The sequence below is a fragment of the Corynebacterium pelargi genome (genome assembly GCF_014635485.1).
Lineage (GTDB): Bacteria > Actinomycetota > Actinomycetes > Mycobacteriales > Mycobacteriaceae > Corynebacterium > Corynebacterium pelargi.
Genome location: NZ_BMCX01000001.1, coordinates 624218 through 649781 on the forward strand (window position 1 = coordinate 624218; position 25564 = coordinate 649781).

A 25564-nucleotide genomic window follows, 5' to 3' on the forward strand; every position below is an offset into this window, starting at 1 on the left:
CTCCCCGATCCGAGCAGATTCGGGGAGGCTTTGCGCAGCTTAGGTGTTCTTACTCCACCGTCACGGACTTAGCCAGGTTGCGTGGCTGGTCTACGTCGTAGCCCTTCTCGGTGGCCACACCGCAGGCGAAGATTTGCAGCGGCACGGTTGCTAGGAGGGGCTGCATCAGGGTGGGCGACTGCGGGATGCGGATGACGTGGTTGGCAAATTGCTCCACGGCATCATCGCCTTCTTCGGCAATGACGATGGTGATGGCACCGCGGGCGCGAATCTCTTGGATATTCGACACCACCTTAGCGTGCAGGGAATCACGCCCGCGTGGCGAAGGCACAATCACGAACACCGGCTGGCCTTCTTCGATCAGGGCGATCGGGCCGTGCTTGAGTTCGCCGGCGGCGAAGCCCTCTGCGTGCAGGTAGGCAATCTCTTTGAGCTTCAATGCGCCTTCGAGTGCCACGGGGAAGCCGACGTGGCGGCCGAGGAAGAGCACAGACTTTGCATCGACCATATCGCGGGAAAGCTGCTCTACCTGCGCTTTATTGTCGATGACGCTCTGGACCTTTTCTGGGATCTTCTGCAGCTCAGCGATCACGCTGTGGATTTCATCGGCAAACATATTGCCGCGCAATTGCGCCAGGTACAGCCCCAGCAGGTAGGTAGCCGTGATCTGCGCCAAGAATGCCTTGGTGGAGGCCACAGAGATTTCCGGGCCTGCGTGGGTGTAGAGGCAGGCGTCGGCTTCGCGCGGGATGGAGGAGCCATAGGTATTGCAGATGGCGATCACCTTCGCGCCCTGTTCGCGGGCGTGGCGCACGGCCATGAGGGTGTCCATCGTTTCGCCTGATTGCGAAAGGGCCACCACCAGGGTTTTCTCATTCACGATCGGGTCGCGATAACGGAACTCGTGTGCCAGCTCCACTTCGGTGGGGATACGGCACCAGTGCTCGATGGCGTAGCGCGCCACCTGGCCTGCATAGGCCGCGGTACCGCAGGCAATCACGATGATCTTGTCCACGCTGCGCAAAATGGATTCATCAATGTGCAGCTCATCGAGGGTCAGTTTGCCGTTTTCATCAAAACGACCCATGAGCGTATCGCGAATGGCCGCAGGCTGATCGTGGATCTCTTTTTCCATGAAGGAGTTAAAGCCATCCTTCTTGGCGGCAGCGGCATCCCACTCGATGGTGAATTCCTTGCCCTGCGCAGGCTCGCCATCGAAGGTGACAATGTCGTAGCCCTCGGCGGTAATGGTGACGATCTGGCCGTTATCCATTTCCACTGCTTGCTTGGTGTAATCGATAAAGCCGGATACGTCGGAGCCTAAGAACATCTCGCCTTCGCCCACGCCAATCACCAGCGGGGAGTTCAGGCGCGCTGCGACGATGCGGTCGGGCGCATCAACGCTGATGGCCAGGATGGTAAAGGCACCTTCGAGGCGCTGGCAGGTCATCTGCATGGCCTTGGTCAGATCGCCTGCTGCCTCGCCTTCGAGGGTGTCGGCCAGCAGGGTCGCGGCGACCTCGGTGTCGGTTTCGGAGATAAAGGTATAGCCCTTGGCTTGCAGCTCGGTGCGCAGCTCCACGAAGTTTTCGATGATGCCGTTGTGCACCACTGCCAGCTTCCCGCCGGCTACTACGTGCGGGTGGGAGTTCACATCGCTGGGCGCGCCGTGGGTAGCCCACCGCGTGTGGCCAATGCCGAGCTGAGAGGCAGGCAGCGGGCTGCGCTCAATTTCGGCTTCGAGCGCTGCTACTTTGCCCGCTTTTTTGCGCGCGGCGATCTGCCCATCGGCATACACTGCCACACCGGCGGAATCATAGCCTCGGTATTCGAGTCTGCGTAGGCCTTCTAAAACAACTTCAAGAGCGTCATGCTCCGGCTGTACGCTGGGGTTTCCTACGTACCCGACGATTCCACACATGCTGTAAGGCGGTCCTTTCATTCAGTGTTGCTTGGCTTTTCGACGCCACCGTTTTGCCCATCGTACCGCGCCACGGTGCTGAGTCTGCTATCCATTTTCTTGCGGTGTGCCACCGCTGCTTGCTAGGTACAACTTCGCATCTACGGTTTTTCATTCCTTATGCAAAAATGGGTGCCATGGCTTCTTCTGATGGCGGGAACAAACCTAAGCGTGGCACCCATGTAGCGGCAGCGATTGCCGGTGCGGCTTCGGTTGCGGTGGCGGCATACCTTGGCATTAGCTCGGGTGAGCGCGTTGAATCTGAGCACGATGCGACGTCGAAAAGCTCCGAAGTTTGCCCAGTGGCCGCGCTGCCACAAGAAGCCGATGAGGTCATCGACTCGATTTTAAGCGGCGGGCCTTATGAGTATCCCCAAGACGATGGCTCCCACTTTGGCAACTATGAACGCCTCTTGCCCGAACAATCCAGCAACTACTACCGCGAATACACCGTAGAAACGCCCGGGCTAGGCCATCGCGGCGAGCGCAGGATCGTCGTCGGCGGGGGAAGCGAAACGGATCCAGATACCTGGTACTACACCGCCGATCACTATGAAAGCTTCTGCGAAATCCCCGACGCAGAAGACTAACTAATCCATAAAGCCCGATAAGCCAGCAGCCTGCTTGGCCACGCGCTCAAGGCGTGTCTCCGTCATCGACGCCACCTGGTCAATCACCACCCGCATGCGCTCAGCATCGCTCTCGGCCTGGCGCCACCACGCGGCAAACATCGGATCGAGCGAGCCCGGCGCCCCCGCGGCGAAATACTCCACCACCCTAAAAATCCGCTCGCGTTGACGATCCTGGCGTGCAATGTGGCGAGGCTCGTCCATGACATAGAGCACCGCGATGGTTTTCAGCAGGGTCACCTCGGCCAAGACCTGCTCCGGCACAATCAGCCGCCCCTGGGTACGGCCCACCTGAGCCGGATTATGCTCCCTAGTTGCAGAGACCACCGCACCCACAAAACGCCCCACAAGCTGCGAAGTCATCGCCTTCAAGGTGCCAAAACCTGCCAGCGATGCATCAAAATCAGCCGCTGCAGCAATAATCGGCAACTCGCGCAAATGATCCGCGGCCTGCAATAAATCCTCCGGATTACCACCAAACGCACGAGCGCCTTTTTCAGCCAAAGACACAAGCTCCACCAAATCCCACAGCACACTCAGGTGCACGCGATTGGCGATGATGCCGTCTTCAACATCGTGGACGGAGTAGGCGATGTCATCGGAAAAATCCATCACCTGCGCTTCCATGCTTGGGGTGGCGTCATCGTGGCCTTCGCGAAGCCAGCTCAGAATATGAGCGTCTTCGTCATAGCACCCATACTTCTTATTCACACTGCCATCGGCATTCGTCTTGGTGCGCGGATACTTGCAAGCCGCATCCAAAGCCGCGCGAGTGAGGTTAAGCCCGAAGGAATCTCCTGAAGGGTTCATCACCTTTGGCTCAAGGCGCGTCAAAATCCTCAACGTTTGGGCATTGCCCTCAAACCCACCACAGGCCTCCGCCGCCTCATTCAAAGCCGTTTCGCCATTGTGGCCATAGGGCGGGTGGCCAATATCGTGGGTCAGCCCGGCCATCTCGCACAAATCAGCGTTCAGCCCCAAAGCGGTGCCAATACCTCGCGAAATTTGGGCCACCTCAAGCGAGTGCGTCAGCCGCGTCCTCGGAGTATCACCATCGCGCGGGCCTACCACCTGCGTCTTGTCAGCTAATCTTCGCAGCGCCGCCGAGTGCAATACGCGGGCGCGGTCGCGGGAGAAGGCGTCGCGCGTTTCCGCCACCTGCACCAATTGCGCCCCCTTCTCCCCTTCAGGAAAACGCCGGGCGCGATCGGCTTCGCTGTAGTGGTACAAAAGCGGTTTCCTTCTCATCCTCGGCGGGCTTGGCAATGGCCCCTACCCACTGGCGTGGGTGTGGAGCTTGGCGGGAACGTGCCGCTCCCGGTTGCGTATATTGTGCGCCACTTAGCGATGTTGCTGGGCAAGCCTTGCGGAACGCTGAGCTAAAAATTCATGGCGCGCCTTCCTATTTGGCCGCAAATGCCCTTCGATACGACGCAACCAGGACTCCACTTCATAGCTCTTCGCGCGGCCAAGCACGGCCGTTAAGGCCACCACCGCGAGGCCTCCATGTTCGTGGGCAAGGCTAAGCCACCATGCTTTGGAGGGAAAGCGCGTGGGGCTAAAGGGCGTAGGTGAGGCCACTGCGCGGATTCCTTGCAAGCGCGCGATCCACTCGCTGCGTAGCGCATGCATCGGGTCGGTGACGATCAGCACGGGCGCTAGGAGATGTTCTTTGGCGTGCTCGAAGGATTCCCATGTATCAGAGCCTTCGGCTACGACGGTGATGGCTTCTGGATCCACGTGCGATTTGAGCAGGTATTCGCGGCCTACCTCAGCTTCTGAGTACACATCGCCGGGGAGTTTCCCGCCCACGGTGATCACTTCCATAGCCCTTCGGGCTCGCCAGAGCCGCTCGGTCCATTGCAAGCGGCCTGCGAATTGGCGTGAAGGAACGCCGTTGTATTGGGCTGTGCCCAACACGATCACGCTCTGATACTTCTTGGATCCAAGCCGCGGGCGCCACACACCGCGCGCCACGATGGCTGCCGAGGGCAACAGTGAACATGCCAATGCGATCATCCGAAGCTTCATACCCATAGTGTGCCAGCACAGGCACAGCGTGCACCAGATCACTTCTGGAAATTTTCTCGACTTTTCTTAGCCACGGAGCTGACAAAGCACTGCCAAGATCATGGCTGTTCGCCCAGAGCAGACCAACAATGGGAGGTCCTTCGCTACGCTTTAAGGCATGCAACAAACTTCGAGGACACGCTACCTTCTTGCGCTACCGGCTCTCGCCGCCACCGGCTTCTTCTTCGCGGGATCCGCCATGATTGGCACCGTGCCGGAGGCCCAGGCCCGCACCACCGTGCTTGCCGAGGCACCGCAGGCAGCCACGAGTGGTGTGGTTGATAGCGCCGAGGTGCTCAGCGCACAGGAGGAACAAGAACTCGAAGCAGCCATCAGCAATTTTGATTCCAAAACGGGTCTGAATGTGTCGGTGATGTTTGTCAAGACCTTTGACGGATATAGCGGCACGCAGTGGGCCGAGCAGATTGTGAAGCAAAAAGGCAACAACGCCGGTGTGCTCGCGGTCGCCGTCGAGGAGGGCAGCTTTGGCATCGCGGCTGGCCAAAACTGGCAGTCTTCCTGGTTCTCGCCTTTAGAACGAGCCGCTAAATCCGAGCTATCCCAACGCAACTTCAGCGGCGCCGGTATGGCCTTTGTGCAGCAGGCTCAGCAATTAGCTACCGGTGGCAGCAGCGCTAATAATGCAGGTGGCAGCTCAGGTGGCGGCAATGGTCTGCTGTGGCTCGGCCTTGGTGGAGCCGCCGTCGTAGGCGTTGGTGGCGCAGCCAAATTCATGTCTTCAAAGAAGAAGAAACACGACACCCAAGCAGCGCTGCAACATGGGCGCGAGTTGCCGGGTAGCCAGGCCGATGAGCTCAGAAATCAGCCTATCGACGTCCTCCAGACGCTCGCTGATGAGGAACTCGTGAGCACCGATGAGTCCATCCGCAAGGGCAAAGAAGAGCTCGATATCGCCGTAGCTGAGTTTGGTGCCGAGCGCACCAGGAGCTTCAGGCGCGCGATGAATACCTCAACTACCACGCTGCAGCGAGCCTTTCATTGGAAGCAGCAGTTGAGCCAAGGTGCGGTCTCCCCCGCTGAGCGGCGCACCCTATTGGTGCAGATCATTGGCGAGTGCCGCAAGGCCGATGAGGCTCTTGACCAGCAGGCCGCAGATTTTGCTGCGCTTCGTAATCTTTTGATCAACGCTGAGAGCCGCCTGCAGGATCTGACTCAGCGCTCGGTGGAGCTGCAAGCCAGGAAGCAAGAAGCTGCCACGGTACTTGAGCAGCTTAAAACCAAGTACGACAGTGCCGTGCTGGCATCGCTTGAAGATAATATCCCCCTGGCCACCTCGGCATTGGAGCAGGCAGACACGCTTATCGACGAAGGCCGCAAGGCCATCACCCAGGCAGCAGGACAACAAGGTGGCGCCGTTGATGCCATCCGCGCTGCCGAAGATGCACTGAACCAGAGCGAAAAGCAGTTACAAGCCATCGAGCACGCCGACGCGAATCTACAGGTGGCCAGGCAGCAGCTTCCCGCATTGGTGCAAGAAGTAGAAGAAGAACTTCAAGAGGCAGCTAAGCTTCGCCACCAAGCCCAAGAGCAGGGCACACCAGTGAAGTGGGATGACTTCCAGCAGGCCATCGATCAGGCAGAGGCTGCGTTGGCACACCATCAAGCCCACCCTTCCGATCCCTTGGGCACCTGGACGCTGCTCAGCGAAGCCGACGCTGTGCTTGATGAGCAGCTCGATGCACTGCGCCTATCCAACACCGATCAATCTCGTCTGCTGCAGCTCGCCCAGCAGCAATTCGCTGCCGCGGATGCAGCCATTCAGGGCGCCGCAGGGTTTATCCAGGCTCGCGGCCGCGTCGTAGGCCCAGAGGCCCGAGCTCGCCTGGCGGAGGCGGAACGTTCCAGGGCTCAAGCTCAGCAGGCCTTGCGCGATAATGCCCGCGCCGCGGTGGACTTAGCGCGCCAGGCTCGAATCCAGGCCGATGAGGCGCAGCAATTGGCCAGTGAAGACATGCGTCGCTACCAAAACCGCAATAACCGCGGTGGCGGCGGAGGCGACTTCATCACCGGCATGGTGCTAGGCCAATTGCTTGGCGGCGGCCACGGTGGTTTCGGTGGTGGCTTTGGCGGCGGCGGAGGCTTCGGCGGCGGTGGCTTCTCCGGAGGCGGCAGCTTCGGTGGCGGCGGAGGCTTTTCCGGAGGCGGAAACTTCTAAAAGCCACCCAGACGGTGCCCATGCAGGATGCTCCAATTGCTCCTAGCATGGCACCATGACTGATCCCCAGAACATTTTGATCATCGGCGGCCACGGCCAGGTGGCCTTGCGCATTGCTCCGCTTTTAAGCAGCAAAGGCCACAACGTCACCTCGCTGATCCGCGATCCTGAGCAACGCCCAGCGATTGAAGCTACCGGCGCTTCAGCGCATATTGCCGATATCCGCACTTTGAACCCACAGCAGTGGGATGAGCTGCTTGCAGAATATGACACCGTCATCTGGTCGGCAGGTGCCGGTGGTAAAGGCGGAGTGGAAAACACCTACGCAGTTGATCGCGATGCGGCCATCGCTTCAATTCGAGCGTCCCAGCGCGTGCAAACTCGCTACGTTATGGTGAGTTTCTGGGGTGCCACCACCAGGGAAATTCCTCAAGACCATCCCCTGCACCACTATGGCTTGGCCAAGAAGGCCGCCGATGAAGTGCTTCTGGCAAGCGATCTTGATTTTGTCATTCTTGCACCGACCGCGCTGCATGATGCACCTGCTCAAGGCATTGCCGTGTCTGAGGTTGAAGCTACTGCCCGGGCACCAAAGGCGGATACCTCTCGCCAGCTTGTTGCTGAGGTTGCAGCCTTTGAGGCATTGGCGCCAACCTTGCCGAATACGATCGTGGCGTTCCACGATGGCGATGAGGATGTCGAGCAGGCGCTGGGCGCTCGCTAGTGCTTTTCTAGATCATCAGGCGCGTTGGTGTATCCACCAATGCGCAGGCATAGGTAATAAAGGCCGCATCGACTGGGTGCAGGGCTGCGTCGAAAAGCTCAATGTCGAGTTCCCCGGAGACCCTGGCCTGGATGCGGGCGAGCAGCGTGCCTTCGGCGTCGAGCAGTTTTCTTGTGCGACGCCACGGGCTTGTGCGCTGCAGGGTGTAGGTGCGGCCATCGCAATTGGCCTCTAAGGTTTGGACGGTCAGGCCACGTTTGCCCATGGTGTAGACCGCGCCGGAGGTGCTGGTGCCGCGGGCGCGGAATCCCACAATGGTGCCTTGTGAGGATTCGATGAGGAGACGATCTTTGCCGATTTTGAGCACCTCTGCGGTCACCGATGCGATGACTCGCCCATCGGGGTCAAGCAGTTGATCGTCTACCCATCGAAACAGCATTTATAAAAACACCAGCACCAAAAAGAGGGAGATAAGCACCAAGGAGCCGATCAGGGCGATGCTCATTGAGCTCAATTTCGATTCCAGGACGGTGCGAGACACCAGGGAAAGAAATACCTGCTCTTCCTCGCTGGTTTTGCCCGCTTCGAACTCCGTGTAGGAATGACGCACGCCGTTGTTACCGCCGGAGAACTGTCCCAGCTTTTCACCCGAGGCATCTTCGTACACCCAGTCCGAGCGCTTCTCGCAAATTGCGCGCGCTGAACGGCCTGCGAGGTCGAGTTCAATCTCCTTGGCGGAGGAGAACTTCTTTGCAACGCCCGCTTTGAAGGTGCGCTGCCCTACCTCGGCGGTGATGCTGCGCTGGCCTTGGCTCAGCTTCCACGGCGTGCCTTGGACCTCCACCTGGGTAATACCCTCAAGCTGCGCGGGGAAGGTAGCAATGGCGGTATCACCTTCGGCAATCAGTGCCACGGTGTGCTCTTTGGCGTCGCGCTGACCCCAACCTGTGTAATTCCATGCCATGGCTTAGCAACCAATCAGACGCTGGGCGAAGTAGCCCTCGAGCTCGTCAATCTTGACGCGGGTCTGTTCCATGGTGTCGCGATCGCGCACGGTCACGGCCTGATCTTCGAGGGTGTCGAAGTCCACGGTCACGCAGTAGGGCGTGCCGATTTCGTCCTGACGGCGGTAGCGACGACCAATGGCACCGGAGGTGTCGTAGTCGATATTCCAGTGCTTGCGCAGCGTATCGGCCACGGCCTCAGCGGTTGGGGTGAGCGTGTCCTTCTTCGACAGCGGCAGCACGGCGATCTTGACCGGGGCCAGGCGCGGATCCAGCTTGAGCACCACGCGCTTATCTACTCCACCCTTGGAGTTGGGTGCTTCATCCTCGTGGTAGGCATCCACCAGGAAGGCCATGAGGGCGCGGGTCAGGCCGAAGGAGGGCTCGATCACCCACGGCACGTAGCGTTCGCCGCTTTGCTGATCAAAGTAGGAAAGGTCCTCGCCGGATTCCTTGATGTGGCAGCCCAAGTCGTAGTCGGTGCGGTTAGCCACGCCCATGAGCTCGCCCCACTCGGAGCCTTGGAATCCGAAGCGGTACTCCATGTCGATGGTGCCGTTGGAGTAGTGTGCGCGCTCGTCTTCGGGCACGTCGAACTTGCGCATATTATCCGGGTTGATGCCCAGGTCGATGAACCAATCCCAGCAGGCGTCTACCCATTCATCGAATTTGGCGTCGGCTTCTTCGGGAGCCACGAAGTACTCGATTTCCATCTGCTCGAATTCGCGCGTGCGGAAAATGAAGTTGCCAGGCGTGATCTCGTTACGGAAGGACTTACCCACCTGCGCGATGCCGAACGGAGGCTTCATGCGGGCGGTGGTCATCACGTTTTTGAAGTTCACAAAGATGCCCTGTGCCGTCTCGGGGCGCAGGTAGTGCAGGCCTTGTTCGTTGTCCACGGGGCCAAGGTAGGTCTTCATCAACCCGGAGAACATCTGCGGCTCGGTCCAATTGCCGGGCTGGCCGGTTTCAGGGTCCGGGATATCAGCGAGGCCGTTTTCAGGCTTGTGTCCGTGCTTTGCCTCATAGGCTTCGATGAGGTGATCGGCGCGGTAGCGCTTGTGGGTGTGCAGTGATTCCACCAGCGGGTCGGTGAAGGTTGCCACGTGACCGGATGCGTGCCAGACCTGGCGCGGCAAGATGATGGAGGAATCAAGGCCTACAACATCGGCGCGGGATTGCACGAAGGTGCGCCACCACTGCTTCTTGATGTTTTCTTTGAGCTCGGTGCCAAGTGGGCCGTAGTCCCATGCCGAGCGGGTGCCGCCATAGATTTCACCGGAGGGGTACACCAGACCACGGCGCTTGCAGAGGTTCACTACGGTTTCCACCAGGTTGGTGTTTGCGTTCGCGTTTGATGCCACGGGCGAGCACGACTCCTTATATAACGTGTTGCTGCGAAAAATTGCTTCGCTACAGTCTAACCTGCCACCCCCTAGCTTTTCGACGCCCACCGTTGTTGCAGGTCAATGCAGTTCATAGCAAGAAACAAAACCATCCCTACCGCCAGAGCTCTTGGCGTGGTTAGATGGATTAATATCCACTGATACCATAAAGTTTATAGTTCCTTTTTTTGATCGATTTTGTCGAAGGTGGCTCAACTCCGAATGGATAACCAACCCCAACTCGCGTCGTTCACCTCGCATGCGCTCGACCCGGTAGAACTTCAACAAAACCCCGGCATTCAAAGCGCCGAGCTCCTCGACCAAGCACGCGATTTCAGCCGTACGGCCCAAATTTTTGGTGCCCTCGATTCCCCTATCCGTCTCCGCATTCTGCACCTGTTACACCAACGTGATCATTTCGTCCATGAAATTGTTGGGTTGCTCGGTGCCAGCCAACCCCTTGTGAGCCAGCACCTGCGAGTGCTGAAGGAAGCAGGGCTGGTAAGTGCTGAGCGCAAGGGGCGTCAGATGACATACCACCTGGTAGATACCAGCATTACCGATATCGCTGACATGGCCGAAGCCCTGATTGACCGTTTAGATCGTCGCTTACTCCAACGAGTGCACTAAGTGACTATCCATCTCTTGTTCACCCCCGTTTTATAACGGGGGTGTTTCTTTTTCGGTGATGCGTACCATTTTCCATTGCATTTCCGATAAGCCTGGAAGAAAGAGACCGAAGTAACGAGAGCGAGAACGTTAATGTCCCCCGTAGTTGACCCGAACGTACCCAAACTTGGTGTTCGAAACACCCGCCAGCGCAGCGCCGTAGTGCAGGTGCTGCAGGAACTGGATACCTTCGCCTCCGCCAAGGTCATCCATCGCGAGATCACCGACCGTGACCTCAAAGTGGGACTCACCACCGTCTACCGCACCCTGCAATCCCTCGCAGAAATCGAAGCTGTCGACGTTCTCCAGATGAGCAATGGCGAAACCCTATACCGCCACTGCAGCTCCGATGCGCACCACCACCACTTGGTGTGCATGCGTTGCGGCAAGACCGAGGAAATCGAAGGCGGCCCCGTCGAGCAGTGGGCCAAGGACATCGCAGAAAAGCACGGCTACCAAATCACCGGCCACGACGCCGAAATTTATGGCCTGTGCAAGCCCTGCTCGGAAAAAGAGTCCTAAGCCCTCCCCTTAGGCAACAGCCACCCCGAAGATGTGACCGAGCCCGAAGGTCACGCCCGCTGCCCCCAGCCCGATCGCGAGCTGGCGCAAGGCGCGCTTCAGGGGTGGCTTTCCGCTGAGCACGCCGGTGATCGCACCAGTGACCATCAAGGTCAGCCCCACTGCCACCAAGGCAATCAACGAGGCCACCAGCGTGGAGATATTGAAAAAGAAGGGGATGATCGGGATCAGCGCGCCGGAGGCAAAGAAGCAGAAGCTCGAAATAGCCGCCTGCCACGCCCCGCCCACGGTGGTGCGATCGGTGCCCTCAATGCCTGAAACGAAAGACTTGGCACTCGGGTGCTGCATGCGGGTAAAGACCTGCTGAGCTTTTTGCTCAGCTTCCTCTTCACTCATGCCTCGGGCCCTGTAGACCAGCGCAAGCTCATTGGCGTTCACATCGAGCTTCGGGATCGCCTGATCGGCCTCAGGATGCGGCGTGGAAGCCTCCAGGAGTTCATCTTGGCTTTTTACCGAGATGTATTCGCCCGCACCCATGGATAAAGCACCGGCCAACAATCCAGAGACACCGGTAATCAACACCACCCCGGGGCTCACCCCAGAAGCCATCACGCCCAACACCAAGGCCAAGTTGGACACCAAGCCATCATTGGCACCAAACACGGCCGCGCGGAAGCTGCCACTCATTTGTTCACGCCCGCGGGCTGCCAAACCGCGAACGACCTCGGCATGGATCGCCTCATCGGCTTTCATCTGCTCTGTGGCATCAGCATCTTGGGCATAGGGGCTGCGCTGTTCTGCTGTTTGCATCAACGCAAGTGTGAACACCGATCCGAAATTCTTAGCCAAAAAGGCCAGCATCCGGGTGGAGAAATCCGGTTGCTTCGGCAGTCCGACTTCTGCGCCAAGCAATTGACGCCAGTGCTCCTCGTGGCGGGATTCAGCCTCAGCTACCGCAAGCAGAATCTCTCGTTCTTCGCCCTGCTTGCGCTTGGCCAGCTCTCGATACACCGCGGCCTCTGCGCGTTCATTGGCAAGGTATTGTCGCCAGCGCCGAATCTGGGCTGGCGTTGGGGCATGGCTCATTTGGTGCCTCCGAAACGCCGATCCCTGCGTGCGTACTCTTCGACGGCGGCAAATAAATCATCCGGGGTGTAATCGGGAAAGAGTTTGTCCTGATACACCATCTCGGCATAGGCCGATTGCCACAACAAGAAATTCGAGGTGCGCTGTTCGCCCGAGGGGCGCAAGAAAAGATCCACATCGGGCATATCGGGCTCGTCGAGGAACTGGGAGAAGCTTGATTCAGTAATCGCCTCCGGGCGTAGCTTGCCCGCTGCTGCTTGGGCGGCGATGGCGCGTGCGGCGTCGACGATTTCAGCGCGGCCACCGTAATTGACGCACATGGCCAAGGTCATGGCGGTGTTGTCCTTGGTTAATTCCTCGGCGGCCTCAAGTTCGCGGATCACGCTGCGCCACAGGCGCGGCCTGCGCCCCACCCAGCGGATGCGCACATTGTGTTCGTGGAGGTATTCACGCTGGCGGCGCAACACATCGCGATTAAAGCCCATAAGGAAGCGCACTTCCTCGCTGGAGCGGCGCCAGTTTTCTGTAGAAAAGGCGTAGGCAGAAAGATAGGGCACGCCCATGGCCAGACAGGCATCCACCATGGAAAGCAGCACCGCCTCGCCGCGCTTATGCCCCTCGGTGCGCTTCAACCCGCGCTGCTGAGCCCACCGGCCGTTGCCGTCCATCACCAAGGCAATGTGCTTGGGTAGAAACTCAGCAGGGATATCTGGCACATTCATCGCTTCACTCACGTGGAGTATTGTGCCATCTTCACACTTCATCCAACACCTGCAGGCTCTTCAGCCTACGTTCTAAGTGATATTGCAAATAACTTTTGATCATTTGATGAGCCTGGGCGCCCCGCTGCTGGGTCAGCACCTGCTCCAGCGGATGCTCATGGGCTAAAAGCCACAGCAGATGCAGCGTCTCCGGATCCACCTCTGCCGATCCCGGTGGCCTGCAGTGCACGCACACTGCCCCACCGGCAGCCGGATGAAAAGCATGGTGTGGCCCGCGCGCCGAACATTGGGCACAGTCGAACAAACTTGGTGCCCAGCCGGCTACTTCCATAGCCTGCAATAAATAGGCATCTAGGGCCAAAATCGGATCATCCGATTTTGCGATCTGTACGATCGCTTTGACGCTGAGATCGTATAACGCAGGATCTTCGTGGGCTTGGGACAAGGACTCGGCTGCTTCCAAAACGGTGCAGGCCGCGGTGAAACGGCGTGGGTCGTCGATAAGCCCTGAAGCGAAATAAGAAACGGTATCGGCCTGGGTAATCAGGCTGAGATTGCGGCCTGGATATAGTTGCACGTCTAATTCCACGAAGGGCTGGAGCCTCGAACCGAAGCGGCTTTTGGCGCGGCGAACGCCCTTGGCCACGGCACGAATGAGCCCTTCCTCGCGGCTGAGCAACACGACAATCCGATCAGCCTCGCCAAAGTCATAGCTGCGCACCACCAGGGCGCGCAGCCTGCGTGAGGGCTTAGGCAAATCCCAAACGCCCCAGCAACTTAGGATCCTGCTGCCAGTTCTTCAGCACCTTCATGCGCAGATCCAGGTACACGTTTTGGCCGAGCAGCTCAATGATCTGCGGACGAGCGGCGTGCACAATGCGCCCCATCCGCTTGCCATCGTGGCCTGCAATGATGCGCTTTTGTCCCTCACGCTCCACATAAATCAGCGCGTGCACATCGAGCACGCCTTCGCGCTCTTCATTGGGGATGATCTCGTCTACCTCCACGGCCACCGAGTGCGGCAGTTCATCGCGCAAACCTTGAAGGGCGGCCTCGCGGATGAGTTCTGCAATGCGGGTGTTGGTGTCATCGTCCGTGACGTGATCATCGGGATAGAACTTCGGCCCTTCAGGCAAAAGATCCACGATCACGTCCAGGAGCACATCGCGTTGCTCACCGGTGACGGCAGAAACTGGCACCACCTCGGACTCACCGCCGAGCATCTCGTGCAGGGCCAAAAGCTGCGCGCCCACCTGGTCGCGAGAGGCGGCATCTGCCTTGGTCACGATTCCGAGCACCGGGGTGTTGGGGGCGAGTTTGCGCACGGCATCGAGAATCCAGCGATCGCCGGGTCCGATCTTCTCGTTGGCGGGGATGCACAAACCAATCAGGTCCATGTCCTGGTAGGTGTCTTTGACCACGTCGTTGAGACGCTCACCAAGCAGGGTGCGAGGGCGGTGCAGACCAGGGGTGTCAACCACAATCACCTGCGCATCGGGGCGGTGCACGATGCCGCGGATTGGATGGCGAGTGGTCTCTGGCTGGTCGGCGGTAATGGCGATCTTCTGGCCAACCAGCGCATTCGTGAGTGTGGATTTGCCGGTATTGGGCCTTCCCACGAAGCTGATAAAGCCAGACTTAAAGCCCTCTGGTGTGTCTTGGAAGCTCACGCGACTCCTTGGTGTTGTTGGGCGCTTAGCGGATTCGCTCGGCGCTGAAGGTTTGGGCAGGAGCAACGAAGGCTTCTTGGCCAGCGATAAGCGCAAGCTCTCGTTCCTGCTGTGTAAAGGTGTAGTTAATCAAATCAAAAACGCTGGCGGTGGTGCGCTCCAAAGCTTCCTTGATGCTGCCTGTTTGCACCAGGTGGCCACTAAAAAGCGCGGTGGTGACGTCGCCGGTGCCGGTGAGCTTGGTGCCCACCCACGGGGTTTGCACGATATAGGCGGATTCGCCATCGGCAGCAATCATCTCGATGGTGTTCTCGGGGGCTTCTGGCCTGCGCACAGAGGTGACCAATACAACCTCTGGGCCCATGGCGCGCGCGGCGTCGATGGCCTCAAGGGTGCTTTCGGTATCACTTGCCTCAACGCCGGTGAGATAGCCCAACTCGAATTGGTTCGGGGTGATGATATCCGCAACCGGCACGACCTTGTCGCGCAGCAGCGGCGGGATGGCGTCGTCGACAAAGCAGCCGGTGGTCTTAGAACCCATCACGGGATCGCAGGCGTACACGGCTTTCGGATTGACCTTCTTAATCTCTGCCACGGCATCGATAATCACCTGAGCGATTTCCTTGCCACCCTGGTAGCCGGAAACAATCGCGTCGATGTGCTCAAAGCCACCACGGCGCCCAATGCCCTCGATGACGCTGCGAACCTGATCGGCGGGGATGAGGTCGCCGCCCCAGTCGCCATAGCCTGTGTGATTGGAGAAATTGACGGTGTACACAGGCCACACTTCAAGGCCGATGCGCTGCAAAGGAAAGACTGCCGCCGAGTTACCAACGTGGCCGAAGCTCACATGCGACTGGATAGAAAGGATACTCATAACTCCATCATGCGTGACCGCGTTGCACACAAACAACTTAGGGCACCGCCCCGCCGCGCAGCAGCGCCCTGAGCAGCTTCGGCCATGTCTGCCATTAGTGTGCTGGTTCCTCTTGGTGCTCATGCACACGAACCACCACGGAGCCCACGCGAACCCGGCCACGGCGATCCCGGCCACCTTCAGCCCTGAGCTCCAGGCGGCCGACTTGAACGGTGGAACCAGGAAGGGGGACTCGGCCCATCTCGAACGCCAGCAAACCGCCAACGGTATCGACTTGGTTTTCTACCTCTTCAGAAAAATCGAGGGTGATGCCTAAGTCTTCTTCTACACGCTCGCCAAGATCGTCCAGGCTCAAACGCGCCACCACGCGGTAGGTGGCGGGCTGGTCCAGGGCCTCGATGGGGGCCACTTCGCGGGCGTCGTATTCATCGGCGATCTCGCCGACGATCTCTTCGAGGATGTCTTCGATGGAGATCAGGCCTGCGATGCCGCCGTATTCGTCGACAAGCATGGCAATGTGGTTGCGGTCGCGCTGCATCTCGTGCAGCAGTGCGTCGAGGTTCTTCGAGTCGGGCACGAAGGTGGCTTCGCGCATCACATCATCGACGGCCACGCTTCTGCCACCATCGGTGCTGTAGTAGGTCTGCTGCACCAAATCTTTGAGGTACACCACGCCGATGATGTCGTCGACGGTTTCACCAATGACGGGGATGCGCGAAAAACCGGAACGCACGCACAAGCTCGTGGCTTGGCCTGCAGTTTTGCCGGATTCGATCCACACCATCTCTGGGCGTGGCACCATCACCGAACGGGCGGTGGTGGAAGCAAGGTCGAACACCGACTGGATCATGCGGCGTTCTTCAACCTCGACCACTCCGCGTTCTTGGGCGATATCGACCATCTCACGCAGTTCCACCTCGGTGGAATAGGGGCCGTCTCTAAAACCAAGGCCGGGGGCGAAAAGGTTGCCAACTCGAATGAGCAAGCTCGAAATTGGGCCCAAGATTTTGGCCACAATATTCAGCAATAGCGCACTGGACAAGGACACGCTATAGGGATTCTTCTTACCCACGGTGCGAGAGAACACACCGACGACGGCGAAGGTCACCAGCGATGTGCCAATGATGGCGGCTGTGAGCGCCCAACCAACGTGGTGAACCAGCTCTAGGCTGACCAGGCTAGCGAACACCGCCGCGGTAGCATCCAGCAGCGTTTTTAACAGCACCAAGAGATTGATGTACTCGGCGCGGTGGTCGAGCACGCGCAAGAGGCTGCGGGCATTGCGCTGCTCTTCCTCTTTGACCATGTGCTCCACCCTGGCGCGGGAAATGGAGCTTACTGCCGCCTCAACTGTGCCGATCAAACCGGAAAGCAGCAGGGCTGCCACCGTGATCAGGCCGGCAAGTGCCATGCTCATGAAGGTTCACCAATAGCAGGGATACCGCCGCCGGGCACTTCCTTATCCAGCGCTGCCCGCTGCTGAGGCGTGGGAAATGCCCCGGCATTCGAAGGCTTTGGCTGGTATTCAACCTCAAGCTGGGCATACCAGTCTTTGAGCAACGCATTTTGGAGGGCAAACATCTTCTGCTCCTCCTCGGGCTCAATGTGGTCATAGCCTAAGAGGTGTAAGCAGCCATGGGTGGTCAGCAGCGCGAGCTCATGGCCTAAATCGTGGCCTGCCTTGATGGCTTGTTTTGCTGCGAACTCGGGGCAGATGATGATATCGCCAAGCATCTCCGGGCCAAAGGGCTGAGCATCAGGGCGCGGTTGGCCGGGGCTGAGTTCGTCCATGGGAAAGCTCATCACATCGGTGGGGCCTTCAAGATCCATCCACCGCATATGCAGATCGCTCATCGTTGGGGTATCCACCAAGGAGATGGTGGCCTCTGCGTCGCTGTGGATATCCATCGCAGCTAAGACGAAGCTGGCGACGTCGATAAGCATCTCTTCGTTGACGCCATCGAAGGCTGATTCATTGATGATTTCGATGCTCACTGCTGCTCCTCAAATTCCTCATAGGCCTCCACAATGCGACCAACAAGTTGATGGCGCACCACATCCTCGGCGCCCAACTCGGCAAAGTGGATGCCCTCAACGCCGTGCAAAATGTCTTTGACTACCCGCAGACCAGAACGCTGACCACCCGGCAGGTCCACCTGGGTGACATCGCCTGTGACCACCATCTTGGAACCAAAGCCCAAGCGCGTTAAAAACATCTTCATCTGCGCAGGGGTGGTGTTTTGGGCCTCGTCCAAAATGACGAAGGCATCGTTGAGGGTGCGTCCGCGCATATAGGCAAGCGGGGCGACCTCGACAATCCCGGATTCCATCAGCTTGGGAATGATCTCTGGGTCGACCATATCGCGCAGCGCATCGTGCAGTGGGCGCAGGTAGGGATCGATCTTCTCATTCAGCGTGCCCGGCAAAAAGCCCAGCTTTTCTCCAGCTTCTACGGCAGGACGAGTCAAGATGATGCGGCTTACTTCCTTCGCATGCAGCGCCTGCACCGCCTTGGCCATGGCCAAATAGGTCTTACCGGAACCAGCCGGGCCGAGGCCGAAGACGATGGTGTTTTCATCAATGGCGTCCACATAGTGCTTCTGGCCATAGGTTTTTGGCCGAATCACCTTGCCGCGGCGGGCAAGAATATCGCTACCGACCATGGCGGCCACCGAATCCGGCGCCTCCACAGAGACCATCGTCACGGTGTGCTTGACGGTATCTGGAGTAATGACATGGCCACGACGTGCCACCGACTGCAGTTCTTTTAATACCCGCATCGCACGAGCCACCTCGTGTTCAGCACCGGCGATAGAAATAGCATCGCCGCGGGCAAAAATGCTGACATCGAGTTGGTTTTCTAAGACCTTGAGGTTTTCATCATGAATCCCCATGATCGTTTGCAGGTGCTGGGCGTCCACCCCGACAGTGCGGGTGGTGGAGGCATGCTTTGCCAAATTGATCTACCTTCACAGAAGTTTGGGAACAGAAGCAGAATCGCTTTCGCGCCACACCTTACCAGCGCGAAGTCTTCATGCCGATTGCAGCAAGGGCCACCATGCCGGCAGTAGCGGTGCGCAACACCTCCGGCCCCAGCTTCAATGCGAGCGCTCCGCAAGCAGCAAAGGCCTCGAGTTCTTCGGGGCTGATGCCACCTTCGGGGCCGATAATCAGCGCCACCGATTTCGCGGCACCGAGCTCACAGTCTTTGATGCCAACCGTGGCCGATTCGTGCAGCACATAGACCGCATCGAATGCCTCAAGCCTTGCGGCCACCTCCTGGGTGCTATGCGACTGTTCCACCACGGGAAGCCGCGCCCTGCGCGATTGTTTGGCGGCGGCGCGAACGGCCTGCTCCCACTTCGCCACAGCCTTGTCGCGTTTGGCTCCCTGCCATTTGGCCACGCAGCGCGAGGCCTGCCAGGGCACCACCACATCGGCGCCGGCCTGGGTGAGCAAATCGACGGTGAGTTCAGAGCGCTCTGATTTTGGGATGGCTTGAAAGACCGTCACCACCGGCTGCGGCAGCGCTTCGCTACCGCGCTCAAGCACGCGCGCGATGAGGCGATCTTTGGCGGGAAGTTCGATGACTTCACAGATGGCAAAGGCGCCGTTGGCGTCGACAAGCTTGATGTGCTCGCCCACGGTGGTGCGCTTGACCGTCACGGCGTGTTTGCCCTCGGGGCCATCCAAGCTGAGGGTGTCGCCCTCGAGGGATTCGGCGATAAAAACCTGAAGGGACATTAGCGGCGGAAGCGGTTACGGAAGCGGCCGAAGAAGGAACCATCCTGGTGATTGCGGCTGCGCACCTCTGCCCGGTCCCCACTGTGCTCGCGCAATTGTTCAAGCAGGTTGCGGGTCTTTTGGTCCATTTGGGCAGGCGTATGCACCTCGATGGTGGCGACGAGATCGCCGCGGCTGTCCTGGTTGATCTTGGGCATGCCTTTGCCGGCGATCACGACGCGCTCACCCGGTTGGGTCCCTTCAGGAATTTCCACGTCGATGGGCTGCTCGTCTAAGCCGAGCACCTGAACCGTGGTGCCCAGTGCCGCGTCTGCCATGGGGGTATCGATCTGCACGTGCAGGTCATTGCCATCGCGCTGGAATACGGCATGGGGTGAAAGGTGCACCTCAACGTAGAGATCGCCCGCGGGGCCACCGCCGTGGCCGACTTCGCCCTGGCCGGACATGCGCACGCGCATGCCATCGGCAATGCCGGCGGGAATATTCACCGTGAGATCACGACGGGCCTTCACGCGGCCTTCGCCGGCGCACTTTTCGCAGGGATCCGGCACGATCTCGCCTACGCCACGGCACTTGGGGCAGGTGGAGGTGGTCAGCACATTGCCCAGGAAGGAACGCTGCACCTGCTGTACCTCGCCGGCACCGCCGCAGTTATCGCAGCTAATCGGCTTGGCCTTGGTTTGAGAGCCACTGCCTTCACAGCGATCGCACAAGATGGCGGTATCGATGGTCACTGGCTTTTTCACGCCATTGAATGCTTCTTCTAAGGTGAGTTCGGTGCGCAGGAGGGCATCGTTGCCGGGCTGCACGCGCGAACGCGGTGGGCGGCTTGCCCCGCCGCCTTGGCCGAAGAAGGCCTCGAAAATATCGCCCAGGCCACCGCCGAAGTTGGCGCCACCAAAACCACCGGCGCCGCCGCCACCTTGGGCCATTGGGTCGCCACCCATATCGACAATGCGACGCTTTTCTGCGTCTAAGAGCACCTCTTGGGCCAGCGAAATCTCACTGAACTTCGCTGCTGCCTCCTCGGTGTCATTGACGTCCGGGTGGTACTTGCGGGCTAATTTGCGATACGCCTTTTTAATTTCGTTATCGCTGGCGTCACGGTCGACGCCCAAAATGCCGTAATAGTCTCGAGCCATAAGTCTCTAACGGTCCTAACACCTTTGATTTGTCGCGTACATCAGCGAATTGGAAGCGAAACGATAATACTACTCGCCGCCCAAAACTCGGGATACGTAACTTGCAACAGCATGCACCTTCGACATTGTTCCCGAATAGTCCATAAAGGTTGGCCCAACCACAGCCAATCCACCCAAGGTGGCGCCCTGCGCCCCATATCCGGTGCTCACCACCGAAGCACCTGGCAGGCCGGCTTCGGAATTTTCCTGGCCAATATGCACCTGCACCTGGCCTAATTCCTGCACATTGGCCAATAGGCGCAACACCACCACTTGCTCTTCTAAAGCCTCAAGCAATTCATGGGAAAGATGCTGCGTGGCCTTTGCCAACTGGGATGCACCAGCCACGATGATCTTGTCATTTGGCTGCTCAACGAGCGTTTCGACGAGCACCGTGATGCACCGCAACGCAATCATCTGGATTTCTGGGTCCAATGGCATGGCGGTATCGGCAGGATCGGCCAGTTGGGTCAGGGAGACGGAGGCGTCGGCAAGCGTGCGGCCTTCTAAGGTCTTATTCAGCACATCGCGCAGCATGGCCACATGCTCTGCATTGCAGGGGCGATCCAACTCCACATTTCTTTGATCCACCCGGCCTGTATCCGTGATCAGCACAAGCAGCAGGCGAAGCGGGGTCAATGCCACCACCTCAAGGTGCTTGACGCGCGCGACAGCCAAATTGGGCAATTGCACCACGGCTGCCTGGCGGGTGAGCTGGGACAGCAGGCGCACGCTGCGGTGCAGGACGTCTTCTAGATCCACTCCCCCTTCAAGAAAATTCAAGATGGCGGTGCGCTCAGCCTGGGATAGGGGTTTGACGTCGTGGATGGAATCGACGAACTCCCTATAGGCACGCTCGGTGGGGATGCGGCCGGAACTCGCGTGCTGCTGCACGATATAGCCCTCGGCCTCAAGCGCTGCCATGTCATTGCGGATCGTGGCAGAAGAAACGTTGAGGTTGTGGCGTTCCAATAGCGCCTTAGAACCAACTGGATCCTGGCGGGCAATATAGTCGGCCACGATGGCATGCAGAACCTTCGTGCGACGCTGACTCGTACTACTTGCCACCTGCGCTGCCCCTTCCTTCTCTTCGCTACCTAGCGGTGAGGATATCGGCGATGATCCCATCTGCCAACAATCTGCCGGCCTGGGTCACTCGCACCCGCTGCCCCACTTCTACCAAGTCCATCGCCTCATAGCGAGCAAGCACCTCACGCTCGGCGGCATTAAAAAGCTCAAGCGGCACGCCTTCGCGGATACGCAGCCCAAGCATCACCTGTTCTTCATGGCGCTGTTCGGCACTCAAGTGCTCGCGATCTTGGATGGGCAATGCTCCTTGGGCCAACTGCGCGGCATAGGTGGCGGGGTGTTTGACGTTAAAGAAGCGCTCATTGCCAATATGCGAATGCGCACCAGGGCCTGCACCCCACCAGTCGCCGTCACGCCAATATAAAAGATTGTGTTCGCACTGCCCACCTGGTTTGGCCCAGTTCGATACCTCGTACCACTCAAAGCCTGCCTGTTGCAGGCGCGCATCAATCATGGCGTAGCGATCCGCATACACGTCTTCATCCGGTGCGGGCAGCTCCCCTTTTCGCACCTTCCTGGCCATGGCGGTGCCGTCTTCCACGATGAGTGAATAGGCGCTGACGTGATCCACACCTGTTTCAAGCACCCGATCGAGGGTGTGGGCAACATCTTCGTCGTGCTCATAGGGGGTGCCGTAGATCATGTCGAGGTTCACATGATCGAAGCCCGCGGCCTTCGCCTCGGTGGCTGCTTCAAAAGCCCGGCCAGGGGTATGCGCGCGGCCAAGGATTTCTAAGACCCGGCTGCTTGCCGATTGCATGCCTAAGGAAATGCGGGTGAAACCGGCCTGGCGGAGCTGGTGAAAAAACTCCGGCGACGTGGATTCGGGGTTGGATTCGGTGGTGATTTCGGCACCCGGCTGGATGCCCACCTCACGTTTGATCATGCCTAGGATGCGTGCCAGCCCTTCCCAACCGAGCATCGAGGGCGTGCCGCCGCCGATGAAAATGCTGCTTACTGGCTGGGTTTGGGCCATGGCTAGTTCTTGTTCGAGCGCATCGAGGTACTGCGCGGGAGAGGTGGCGCTGCCGAGTTCTCCGGGGGTGTAGGTATTGAAGTCGCAATAGCCACAACGCGTAGCGCAAAAGGGCACGTGGATGTATAGCCCGAAGGGTGGTTTAGCCAACCGATGCTCCAGCGGCGTGGCGCTTGGCGGCTACTTTGGCTACCACAGCGTCAATGCGAGCGCGCTCGTTTAAGAACTGGGGCGGATTGGTGCCACGCATCGTGCGCGCATATCCGGGGTGTTCGAGCGCGACGGCCTCGCGCCAGGCGTTCACAATCGCGCACACAACGTCGTGGCTGTGGGCATAAAACCTGGAGAGGTTCAGCGCCTGCAAGTCTCGGGCGCCGCGTTCAGTTTCTGCCAGCACCCATTCCACGCAGCCTTCCAGGGCATCGACCACTGCCGCTGCACGGGCGTCGAGCGAGGAGGTGAGTTCGCGAACCACCACGGGTGATTGCTGGATCGGGTAGGCCATACGCAGTGCCGCGGCGTGGAAAAGTTTGGGTTCTGCCATTCGCTGTGCAGGCGCTGCTGGGCGCGCGATCCGACCCGATGCCACCCCGGATACTAGGGCTTGGCGCAGTCCTAGAAGTTCTGCGCTGACGCTTCTTGCGTCATTGCGTGCGTCTTGGGCGATCTCTTCGAATTCGGCCACGCAGTCGTCGACAAGCTCAATATCCCAGTCGCGGATGGCCTCGATCAGATTCTCGATATAGGTGGCCATTTCATCGCCGATGTTAAAAAGCTCTTGTGTGAGCTCGCGGTGCCGCAAGGTGGCATCCGTAACCTGCATCCGCGTCGGCCTTTCCAATAGAGACTCGTATCAAACCTTCATGCGCGCCTTGAGGGAAGCGCTGCATGCAACCTTAAAACTTTCTGTGCCATTCACGCGCGCGCCACGCCCGAGCAATACAAAACTCGCCCGGGCAAACCCGAAGATCTCCAGGTCAGCGCGCAGGCGAGCAGTGTTTTTTCGCTTATCGACGATACAAGCGGTCGATCGCATCTGAATAGCGGCGAGTGACGACGTTTCGCTTCACCTTCATCGTCGGGGTCAGCTCATCATCTTCCTCGGTGAGGTCGCGATCCAAGATGATGAACTTCTTAATGGACTCCGCGTGAGAGACCATGGCATTGGCCGAGTTCACGGCGTCTTGCACCTCTGCCCTTAAGAAGGGATCCTCGCTCAAATCGCGCACCGTCTTGGACGCGGGGATATTGCGGTTGAGTTTCCAGCGCTGCAGCGCCTCCTCATCCAGGGTGACCAAAAGGCCAATGAATGGCTTGCCGTCGCCTACGACCATGGCCTGGCTGATCAGCGGGTGCGCACGGATCGCATCTTCCAGAGGTCCTGGGGAAACATTCTTGCCACCTGCGGTGACAATGAGTTCCTTCTTGCGGCCGGTGATCATCAGATGGCCGGAATCGAGCAGCTCGCCGAGGTCGCCGGTATTAAACCAATCGCCTTCCATCGACTCCTGGGTGGCCTCATCATTTTTCCAATAGCCATCGAACAAGATATTGCCCTTGACCAGGATTTCGCCGTTTTCGTTGATCTTGATGCTGGTACCGCCCACGGGCAAACCAACCGTTCCGATCTTCTGATTGTCATAGGACACGGTGGCCGCAGCACAGGTTTCGGTCAGACCATAGCCCTCATACACCGGCACACCGATGCCACGATAGAAGTGCAAAAGATCAGGGCCGATGGCAGAACCGCCGGAGATGCAATACTTCACCGCCGAGCCCATAGCCGCGCGGATCTTCGAATACACCAGCTTGTCAAAAGCCTTGTGCTTGAGCTGCAAGGCACGAGACGGCCCCTCAGCAGTATCAAGGGCGCGCGAGTACTCCTGGGCAACCTGCTCAGCCTGCTTAAACATCGCGGCTTTGACCGGGCCACCCGATTGAGCATTCGCCGCAGCGGAGTTGCGTACCTTTTCAAACACGCGCGGCACACCCAGGATCATGTTGGGACGAGCACGCTGGAACTCCATGGCGATGGTGGAAAAGTCCGACCAGTGCGATTGGGTGGCGCCACCGATGGCAACGGCCAGCGCGACCGCGCGCGCAAGCACGTGCGCCATGGGCAAGAAGGTGAGCACGCGAGTGCCGGGCACCGCGATATGTCCGATGGAGTTGGTAAGAAGCGCCTGGGCCTCGGAAAGCCAGTTAAAGTGCGTGAGCTTGCAGCCCTTCGGGCGGCCAGTGGTGCCCGAGGTATAGACCAAGGATGCGAGGTCTTTGGAGCGAGTATTAGCGATGCGGGCATCCACCTCGGAGGAATCGACGGTGCGACCCTCAAACTTCAAGGTTTCAATCGCCGAGGCGTTGATCTCGAGGATGCGACGCAGCTTCGACTCAGACCCCTTCAAGGCGGGCTCGCCGTCTTCTTGGAGCACCAGGTGGCTCATCAGCTCGGTGTGATCACGAGTTTCAGTGATAGCGAAAACGGCCCCTGAATCCTCGATGATCCACTCGATCTGCTTGAGCGAAGAGGAATCATAGATCGGCACGCTCACCGCGCCGGCAGCCCAAATGGCGAAATCCAACAAGGCCCACTCATAGCGGGTAGAAGAAAGCAGCGCGATGCGATCGCCCTGTTCCACACCTGCGTTGATAAAGCCCTTGGCTACCTCAAAGACCTCATTAATAAATTCCGCTGCCGTGACATTGACCCACTCGTAATTCTTCGGCCGAGTAAACATCACCCCGTATGGCCGCGCCTTGGCGGTGCTCATCAGGGCAGTTAGGCAGGTGTCGTGTTCACCAACCGTGTACTCGGCTTTCGTGCTGACTTCTTGCACGGCGCTTTACTCCTTCAAGGTCTTTTACAACACTCACTGCTGAACACTGCGCACTTGGCAATGCGCCTCGGCTGAGGTTGCACCCTTACTCGGTTGCACCTTGCCTGTGAGGCAAGCAGCCCCAGCGCCTGCCTCGTGCCAAGCACTGGGGCAAAAGCAGCGTTTCGTCCGAGAGTACCGCGTTTTGGTTTCGGTGCCCGAAAGCACCACCGTGGACGCTCGCATTGAAGCGAGGAGCGACCA

General features: G+C 58.9%; 25 protein-coding genes. 5 read left to right on the forward strand and 20 right to left on the reverse strand.

Annotated elements, in window-relative coordinates; genetic code table 11:
* Positions 1-49 precede the first annotated feature (49 nt).
* A complete protein-coding gene (glmS, locus tag IEU99_RS02790) occupies positions 50-1921 on the reverse strand; it encodes a glutamine--fructose-6-phosphate transaminase (isomerizing) (RefSeq protein WP_128889430.1) in 1872 nt (623 codons plus the stop codon).
* 167 nt (positions 1922-2088) lie between these two features.
* Here glmS and IEU99_RS02795 point away from each other — a divergent pair, with 167 nt between their 5' ends.
* Complete coding sequence (locus tag IEU99_RS02795) at positions 2089-2550, forward strand: guanyl-specific ribonuclease (RefSeq protein WP_128889429.1); 462 nt, start codon at positions 2089-2091, stop codon at positions 2548-2550.
* On the opposite strand, the gene IEU99_RS02800 is transcribed toward IEU99_RS02795, so the two are convergent.
* Together IEU99_RS02800 and IEU99_RS02805 are read right to left on the reverse strand one after the other, a co-directional pair.
* The gene (locus IEU99_RS02800; protein WP_128889428.1) at positions 2551-3819 is read right to left on the reverse strand and encodes a deoxyguanosinetriphosphate triphosphohydrolase; all 1269 of its coding nucleotides are present in this window, start codon (positions 3817-3819) and stop codon (positions 2551-2553) included.
* Positions 3820-3930: 111 nt separating this feature from the next.
* Entirely contained in the window at positions 3931-4620 is a 690-nt protein-coding gene (locus tag IEU99_RS02805; RefSeq protein WP_229718352.1) for a YdcF family protein, read from the reverse strand.
* Between the two features lie 157 nt (positions 4621-4777).
* Between IEU99_RS02805 and IEU99_RS02810 the strand changes: the two genes are divergently transcribed.
* Positions 4778-6835 (forward strand): TPM domain-containing protein, encoded by a 2058-nt coding sequence (locus IEU99_RS02810; protein WP_128889426.1) that lies wholly within the window; start codon positions 4778-4780, stop codon positions 6833-6835.
* 55 nt (positions 6836-6890) lie between these two features.
* The gene (locus IEU99_RS02815; protein ID WP_128889425.1) at positions 6891-7559 is read left to right on the forward strand and encodes an NAD(P)H-binding protein; all 669 of its coding nucleotides are present in this window, start codon (positions 6891-6893) and stop codon (positions 7557-7559) included.
* A 7-nt stretch (positions 7560-7566) separates the two neighbouring features.
* On the opposite strand, the gene IEU99_RS02820 is transcribed toward IEU99_RS02815, so the two are convergent.
* From IEU99_RS02820 to IEU99_RS02830, 3 genes are read right to left on the reverse strand one after another with little or no spacing between them, the layout of a single operon-like run.
* The gene (locus IEU99_RS02820; RefSeq protein ID WP_128889424.1) at positions 7567-7998 is read right to left on the reverse strand and encodes a hypothetical protein; all 432 of its coding nucleotides are present in this window, start codon (positions 7996-7998) and stop codon (positions 7567-7569) included.
* Positions 7999-8523, reverse strand: a complete 525-nt coding sequence (locus IEU99_RS02825; RefSeq protein ID WP_229718353.1) for a hypothetical protein — start codon at positions 8521-8523, stop codon at positions 7999-8001. It abuts the gene before it with no gap.
* 3 nt (positions 8524-8526) lie between these two features.
* A complete protein-coding gene (locus IEU99_RS02830) occupies positions 8527-9927 on the reverse strand; it encodes a glycine--tRNA ligase (protein WP_128889423.1) in 1401 nt (466 codons plus the stop codon).
* A gap of 243 nt (positions 9928-10170) precedes the next feature.
* Between IEU99_RS02830 and IEU99_RS02835 the strand changes: the two genes are divergently transcribed.
* Positions 10171-10578, forward strand: a complete 408-nt coding sequence (locus tag IEU99_RS02835; protein WP_128889422.1) for an ArsR/SmtB family transcription factor — start codon at positions 10171-10173, stop codon at positions 10576-10578.
* A 132-nt stretch (positions 10579-10710) separates the two neighbouring features.
* Complete coding sequence (locus IEU99_RS02840) at positions 10711-11139, forward strand: Fur family transcriptional regulator (RefSeq protein ID WP_128889421.1); 429 nt, start codon at positions 10711-10713, stop codon at positions 11137-11139.
* 9 nt (positions 11140-11148) lie between these two features.
* On the opposite strand, the gene IEU99_RS02845 is transcribed toward IEU99_RS02840, so the two are convergent.
* The 14 genes from IEU99_RS02845 to IEU99_RS02910 form a co-directional block, all read right to left on the reverse strand.
* Entirely contained in the window at positions 11149-12225 is a 1077-nt protein-coding gene (locus IEU99_RS02845) for a VIT1/CCC1 transporter family protein (protein WP_128889420.1), read from the reverse strand.
* On the reverse strand, positions 12222-12947 hold the full coding sequence (locus tag IEU99_RS02850) for an isoprenyl transferase (protein WP_371869465.1): 726 nt from the start codon (positions 12945-12947) through the stop codon (positions 12222-12224). The genes IEU99_RS02845 and IEU99_RS02850 overlap by 4 nt, the downstream gene beginning before the upstream one ends.
* Positions 12948-12978: 31 nt before the next feature.
* Entirely contained in the window at positions 12979-13704 is a 726-nt protein-coding gene (recO, locus tag IEU99_RS02855; protein WP_128889418.1) for a DNA repair protein RecO, read from the reverse strand.
* Complete coding sequence (gene era, locus IEU99_RS02860; protein ID WP_128889417.1) at positions 13697-14617, reverse strand: GTPase Era; 921 nt, start codon at positions 14615-14617, stop codon at positions 13697-13699. Before era ends, recO begins: the two co-directional genes overlap by 8 nt.
* 25 nt (positions 14618-14642) lie before the next feature.
* On the reverse strand, positions 14643-15494 hold the full coding sequence (gene pdxY, locus IEU99_RS02865) for a pyridoxal kinase PdxY (protein ID WP_128889416.1): 852 nt from the start codon (positions 15492-15494) through the stop codon (positions 14643-14645).
* Between the two features lie 94 nt (positions 15495-15588).
* A complete protein-coding gene (locus IEU99_RS02870) occupies positions 15589-16911 on the reverse strand; it encodes a hemolysin family protein (protein WP_128889415.1) in 1323 nt (440 codons plus the stop codon).
* Positions 16908-17489, reverse strand: coding sequence for an rRNA maturation RNase YbeY (gene ybeY / locus IEU99_RS02875; protein WP_128889414.1), 582 nt, complete (start codon positions 17487-17489; stop codon positions 16908-16910). The genes IEU99_RS02870 and ybeY overlap by 4 nt, the downstream gene beginning before the upstream one ends.
* On the reverse strand, positions 17486-18388 hold the full coding sequence (locus IEU99_RS02880) for a PhoH family protein (protein WP_128890784.1): 903 nt from the start codon (positions 18386-18388) through the stop codon (positions 17486-17488). The genes ybeY and IEU99_RS02880 overlap by 4 nt, the downstream gene beginning before the upstream one ends.
* Positions 18389-18509: 121 nt before the next feature.
* Positions 18510-19238, reverse strand: coding sequence for a 16S rRNA (uracil(1498)-N(3))-methyltransferase (locus tag IEU99_RS02885; RefSeq protein ID WP_128889413.1), 729 nt, complete (start codon positions 19236-19238; stop codon positions 18510-18512).
* Positions 19238-20380, reverse strand: a complete 1143-nt coding sequence (dnaJ, locus tag IEU99_RS02890) for a molecular chaperone DnaJ (RefSeq protein WP_128889412.1) — start codon at positions 20378-20380, stop codon at positions 19238-19240. Before dnaJ ends, IEU99_RS02885 begins: the two co-directional genes overlap by 1 nt.
* A gap of 69 nt (positions 20381-20449) precedes the next feature.
* A complete protein-coding gene (hrcA, locus tag IEU99_RS02895) occupies positions 20450-21487 on the reverse strand; it encodes a heat-inducible transcriptional repressor HrcA (RefSeq protein ID WP_128889411.1) in 1038 nt (345 codons plus the stop codon).
* Between the two features lie 25 nt (positions 21488-21512).
* Positions 21513-22634 carry a radical SAM family heme chaperone HemW gene (gene hemW, locus IEU99_RS02900; RefSeq protein WP_128889410.1) on the reverse strand — a complete coding sequence of 374 codons (1122 nt, stop codon included), beginning with the start codon at positions 22632-22634 and terminating at the stop codon, positions 21513-21515.
* The gene (locus tag IEU99_RS02905; RefSeq protein ID WP_128889409.1) at positions 22627-23307 is read right to left on the reverse strand and encodes a hypothetical protein; all 681 of its coding nucleotides are present in this window, start codon (positions 23305-23307) and stop codon (positions 22627-22629) included. Before IEU99_RS02905 ends, hemW begins: the two co-directional genes overlap by 8 nt.
* A gap of 184 nt (positions 23308-23491) precedes the next feature.
* Positions 23492-25321, reverse strand: coding sequence for an AMP-dependent synthetase/ligase (locus IEU99_RS02910; protein WP_128889408.1), 1830 nt, complete (start codon positions 25319-25321; stop codon positions 23492-23494).
* Between the last annotated feature and the right edge of the window lie 243 nt (positions 25322-25564).

Excerpts from the sequence above, each read along its gene's own strand:
- IEU99_RS02810 (WP_128889426.1), top strand. The coding sequence starts at position 4,778 with ATGCAACAAACTTCGAGGACACGCTACCTTCTTGCGCTACCGGCTCTC.
- IEU99_RS02835 (WP_128889422.1), top strand. The coding sequence starts at position 10,171 with ATGGATAACCAACCCCAACTCGCGTCGTTCACCTCGCATGCGCTCGAC.
- IEU99_RS02885 (WP_128889413.1), bottom strand. The coding sequence starts at position 19,238 with ATGTCCCTTCAGGTTTTTATCGCCGAATCCCTCGAGGGCGACACCCTC.
- IEU99_RS02870 (WP_128889415.1), bottom strand. The coding sequence starts at position 16,911 with ATGAGCATGGCACTTGCCGGCCTGATCACGGTGGCAGCCCTGCTGCTT.
- dnaJ (WP_128889412.1), bottom strand. The coding sequence starts at position 20,380 with ATGGCTCGAGACTATTACGGCATTTTGGGCGTCGACCGTGACGCCAGC.
- IEU99_RS02845 (WP_128889420.1), bottom strand. The coding sequence starts at position 12,225 with ATGAGCCATGCCCCAACGCCAGCCCAGATTCGGCGCTGGCGACAATAC.
- IEU99_RS02820 (WP_128889424.1), bottom strand. The coding sequence starts at position 7,998 with ATGCTGTTTCGATGGGTAGACGATCAACTGCTTGACCCCGATGGGCGA.
- IEU99_RS02795 (WP_128889429.1), top strand. The coding sequence starts at position 2,089 with ATGGGTGCCATGGCTTCTTCTGATGGCGGGAACAAACCTAAGCGTGGC.
- glmS (WP_128889430.1), bottom strand. The coding sequence starts at position 1,921 with ATGTGTGGAATCGTCGGGTACGTAGGAAACCCCAGCGTACAGCCGGAG.
- IEU99_RS02805 (WP_229718352.1), bottom strand. The coding sequence starts at position 4,620 with ATGAAGCTTCGGATGATCGCATTGGCATGTTCACTGTTGCCCTCGGCA.
- IEU99_RS02840 (WP_128889421.1), top strand. The coding sequence starts at position 10,711 with ATGTCCCCCGTAGTTGACCCGAACGTACCCAAACTTGGTGTTCGAAAC.
- IEU99_RS02825 (WP_229718353.1), bottom strand. The coding sequence starts at position 8,523 with ATGGCATGGAATTACACAGGTTGGGGTCAGCGCGACGCCAAAGAGCAC.
- IEU99_RS02905 (WP_128889409.1), bottom strand. The coding sequence starts at position 23,307 with ATGCAGGTTACGGATGCCACCTTGCGGCACCGCGAGCTCACACAAGAG.
- IEU99_RS02850 (WP_371869465.1), bottom strand. The coding sequence starts at position 12,947 with ATGAATGTGCCAGATATCCCTGCTGAGTTTCTACCCAAGCACATTGCC.
- pdxY (WP_128889416.1), bottom strand. The coding sequence starts at position 15,494 with ATGAGTATCCTTTCTATCCAGTCGCATGTGAGCTTCGGCCACGTTGGT.
- IEU99_RS02815 (WP_128889425.1), top strand. The coding sequence starts at position 6,891 with ATGACTGATCCCCAGAACATTTTGATCATCGGCGGCCACGGCCAGGTG.
- IEU99_RS02880 (WP_128890784.1), bottom strand. The coding sequence starts at position 18,388 with ATGGGGATTCATGATGAAAACCTCAAGGTCTTAGAAAACCAACTCGAT.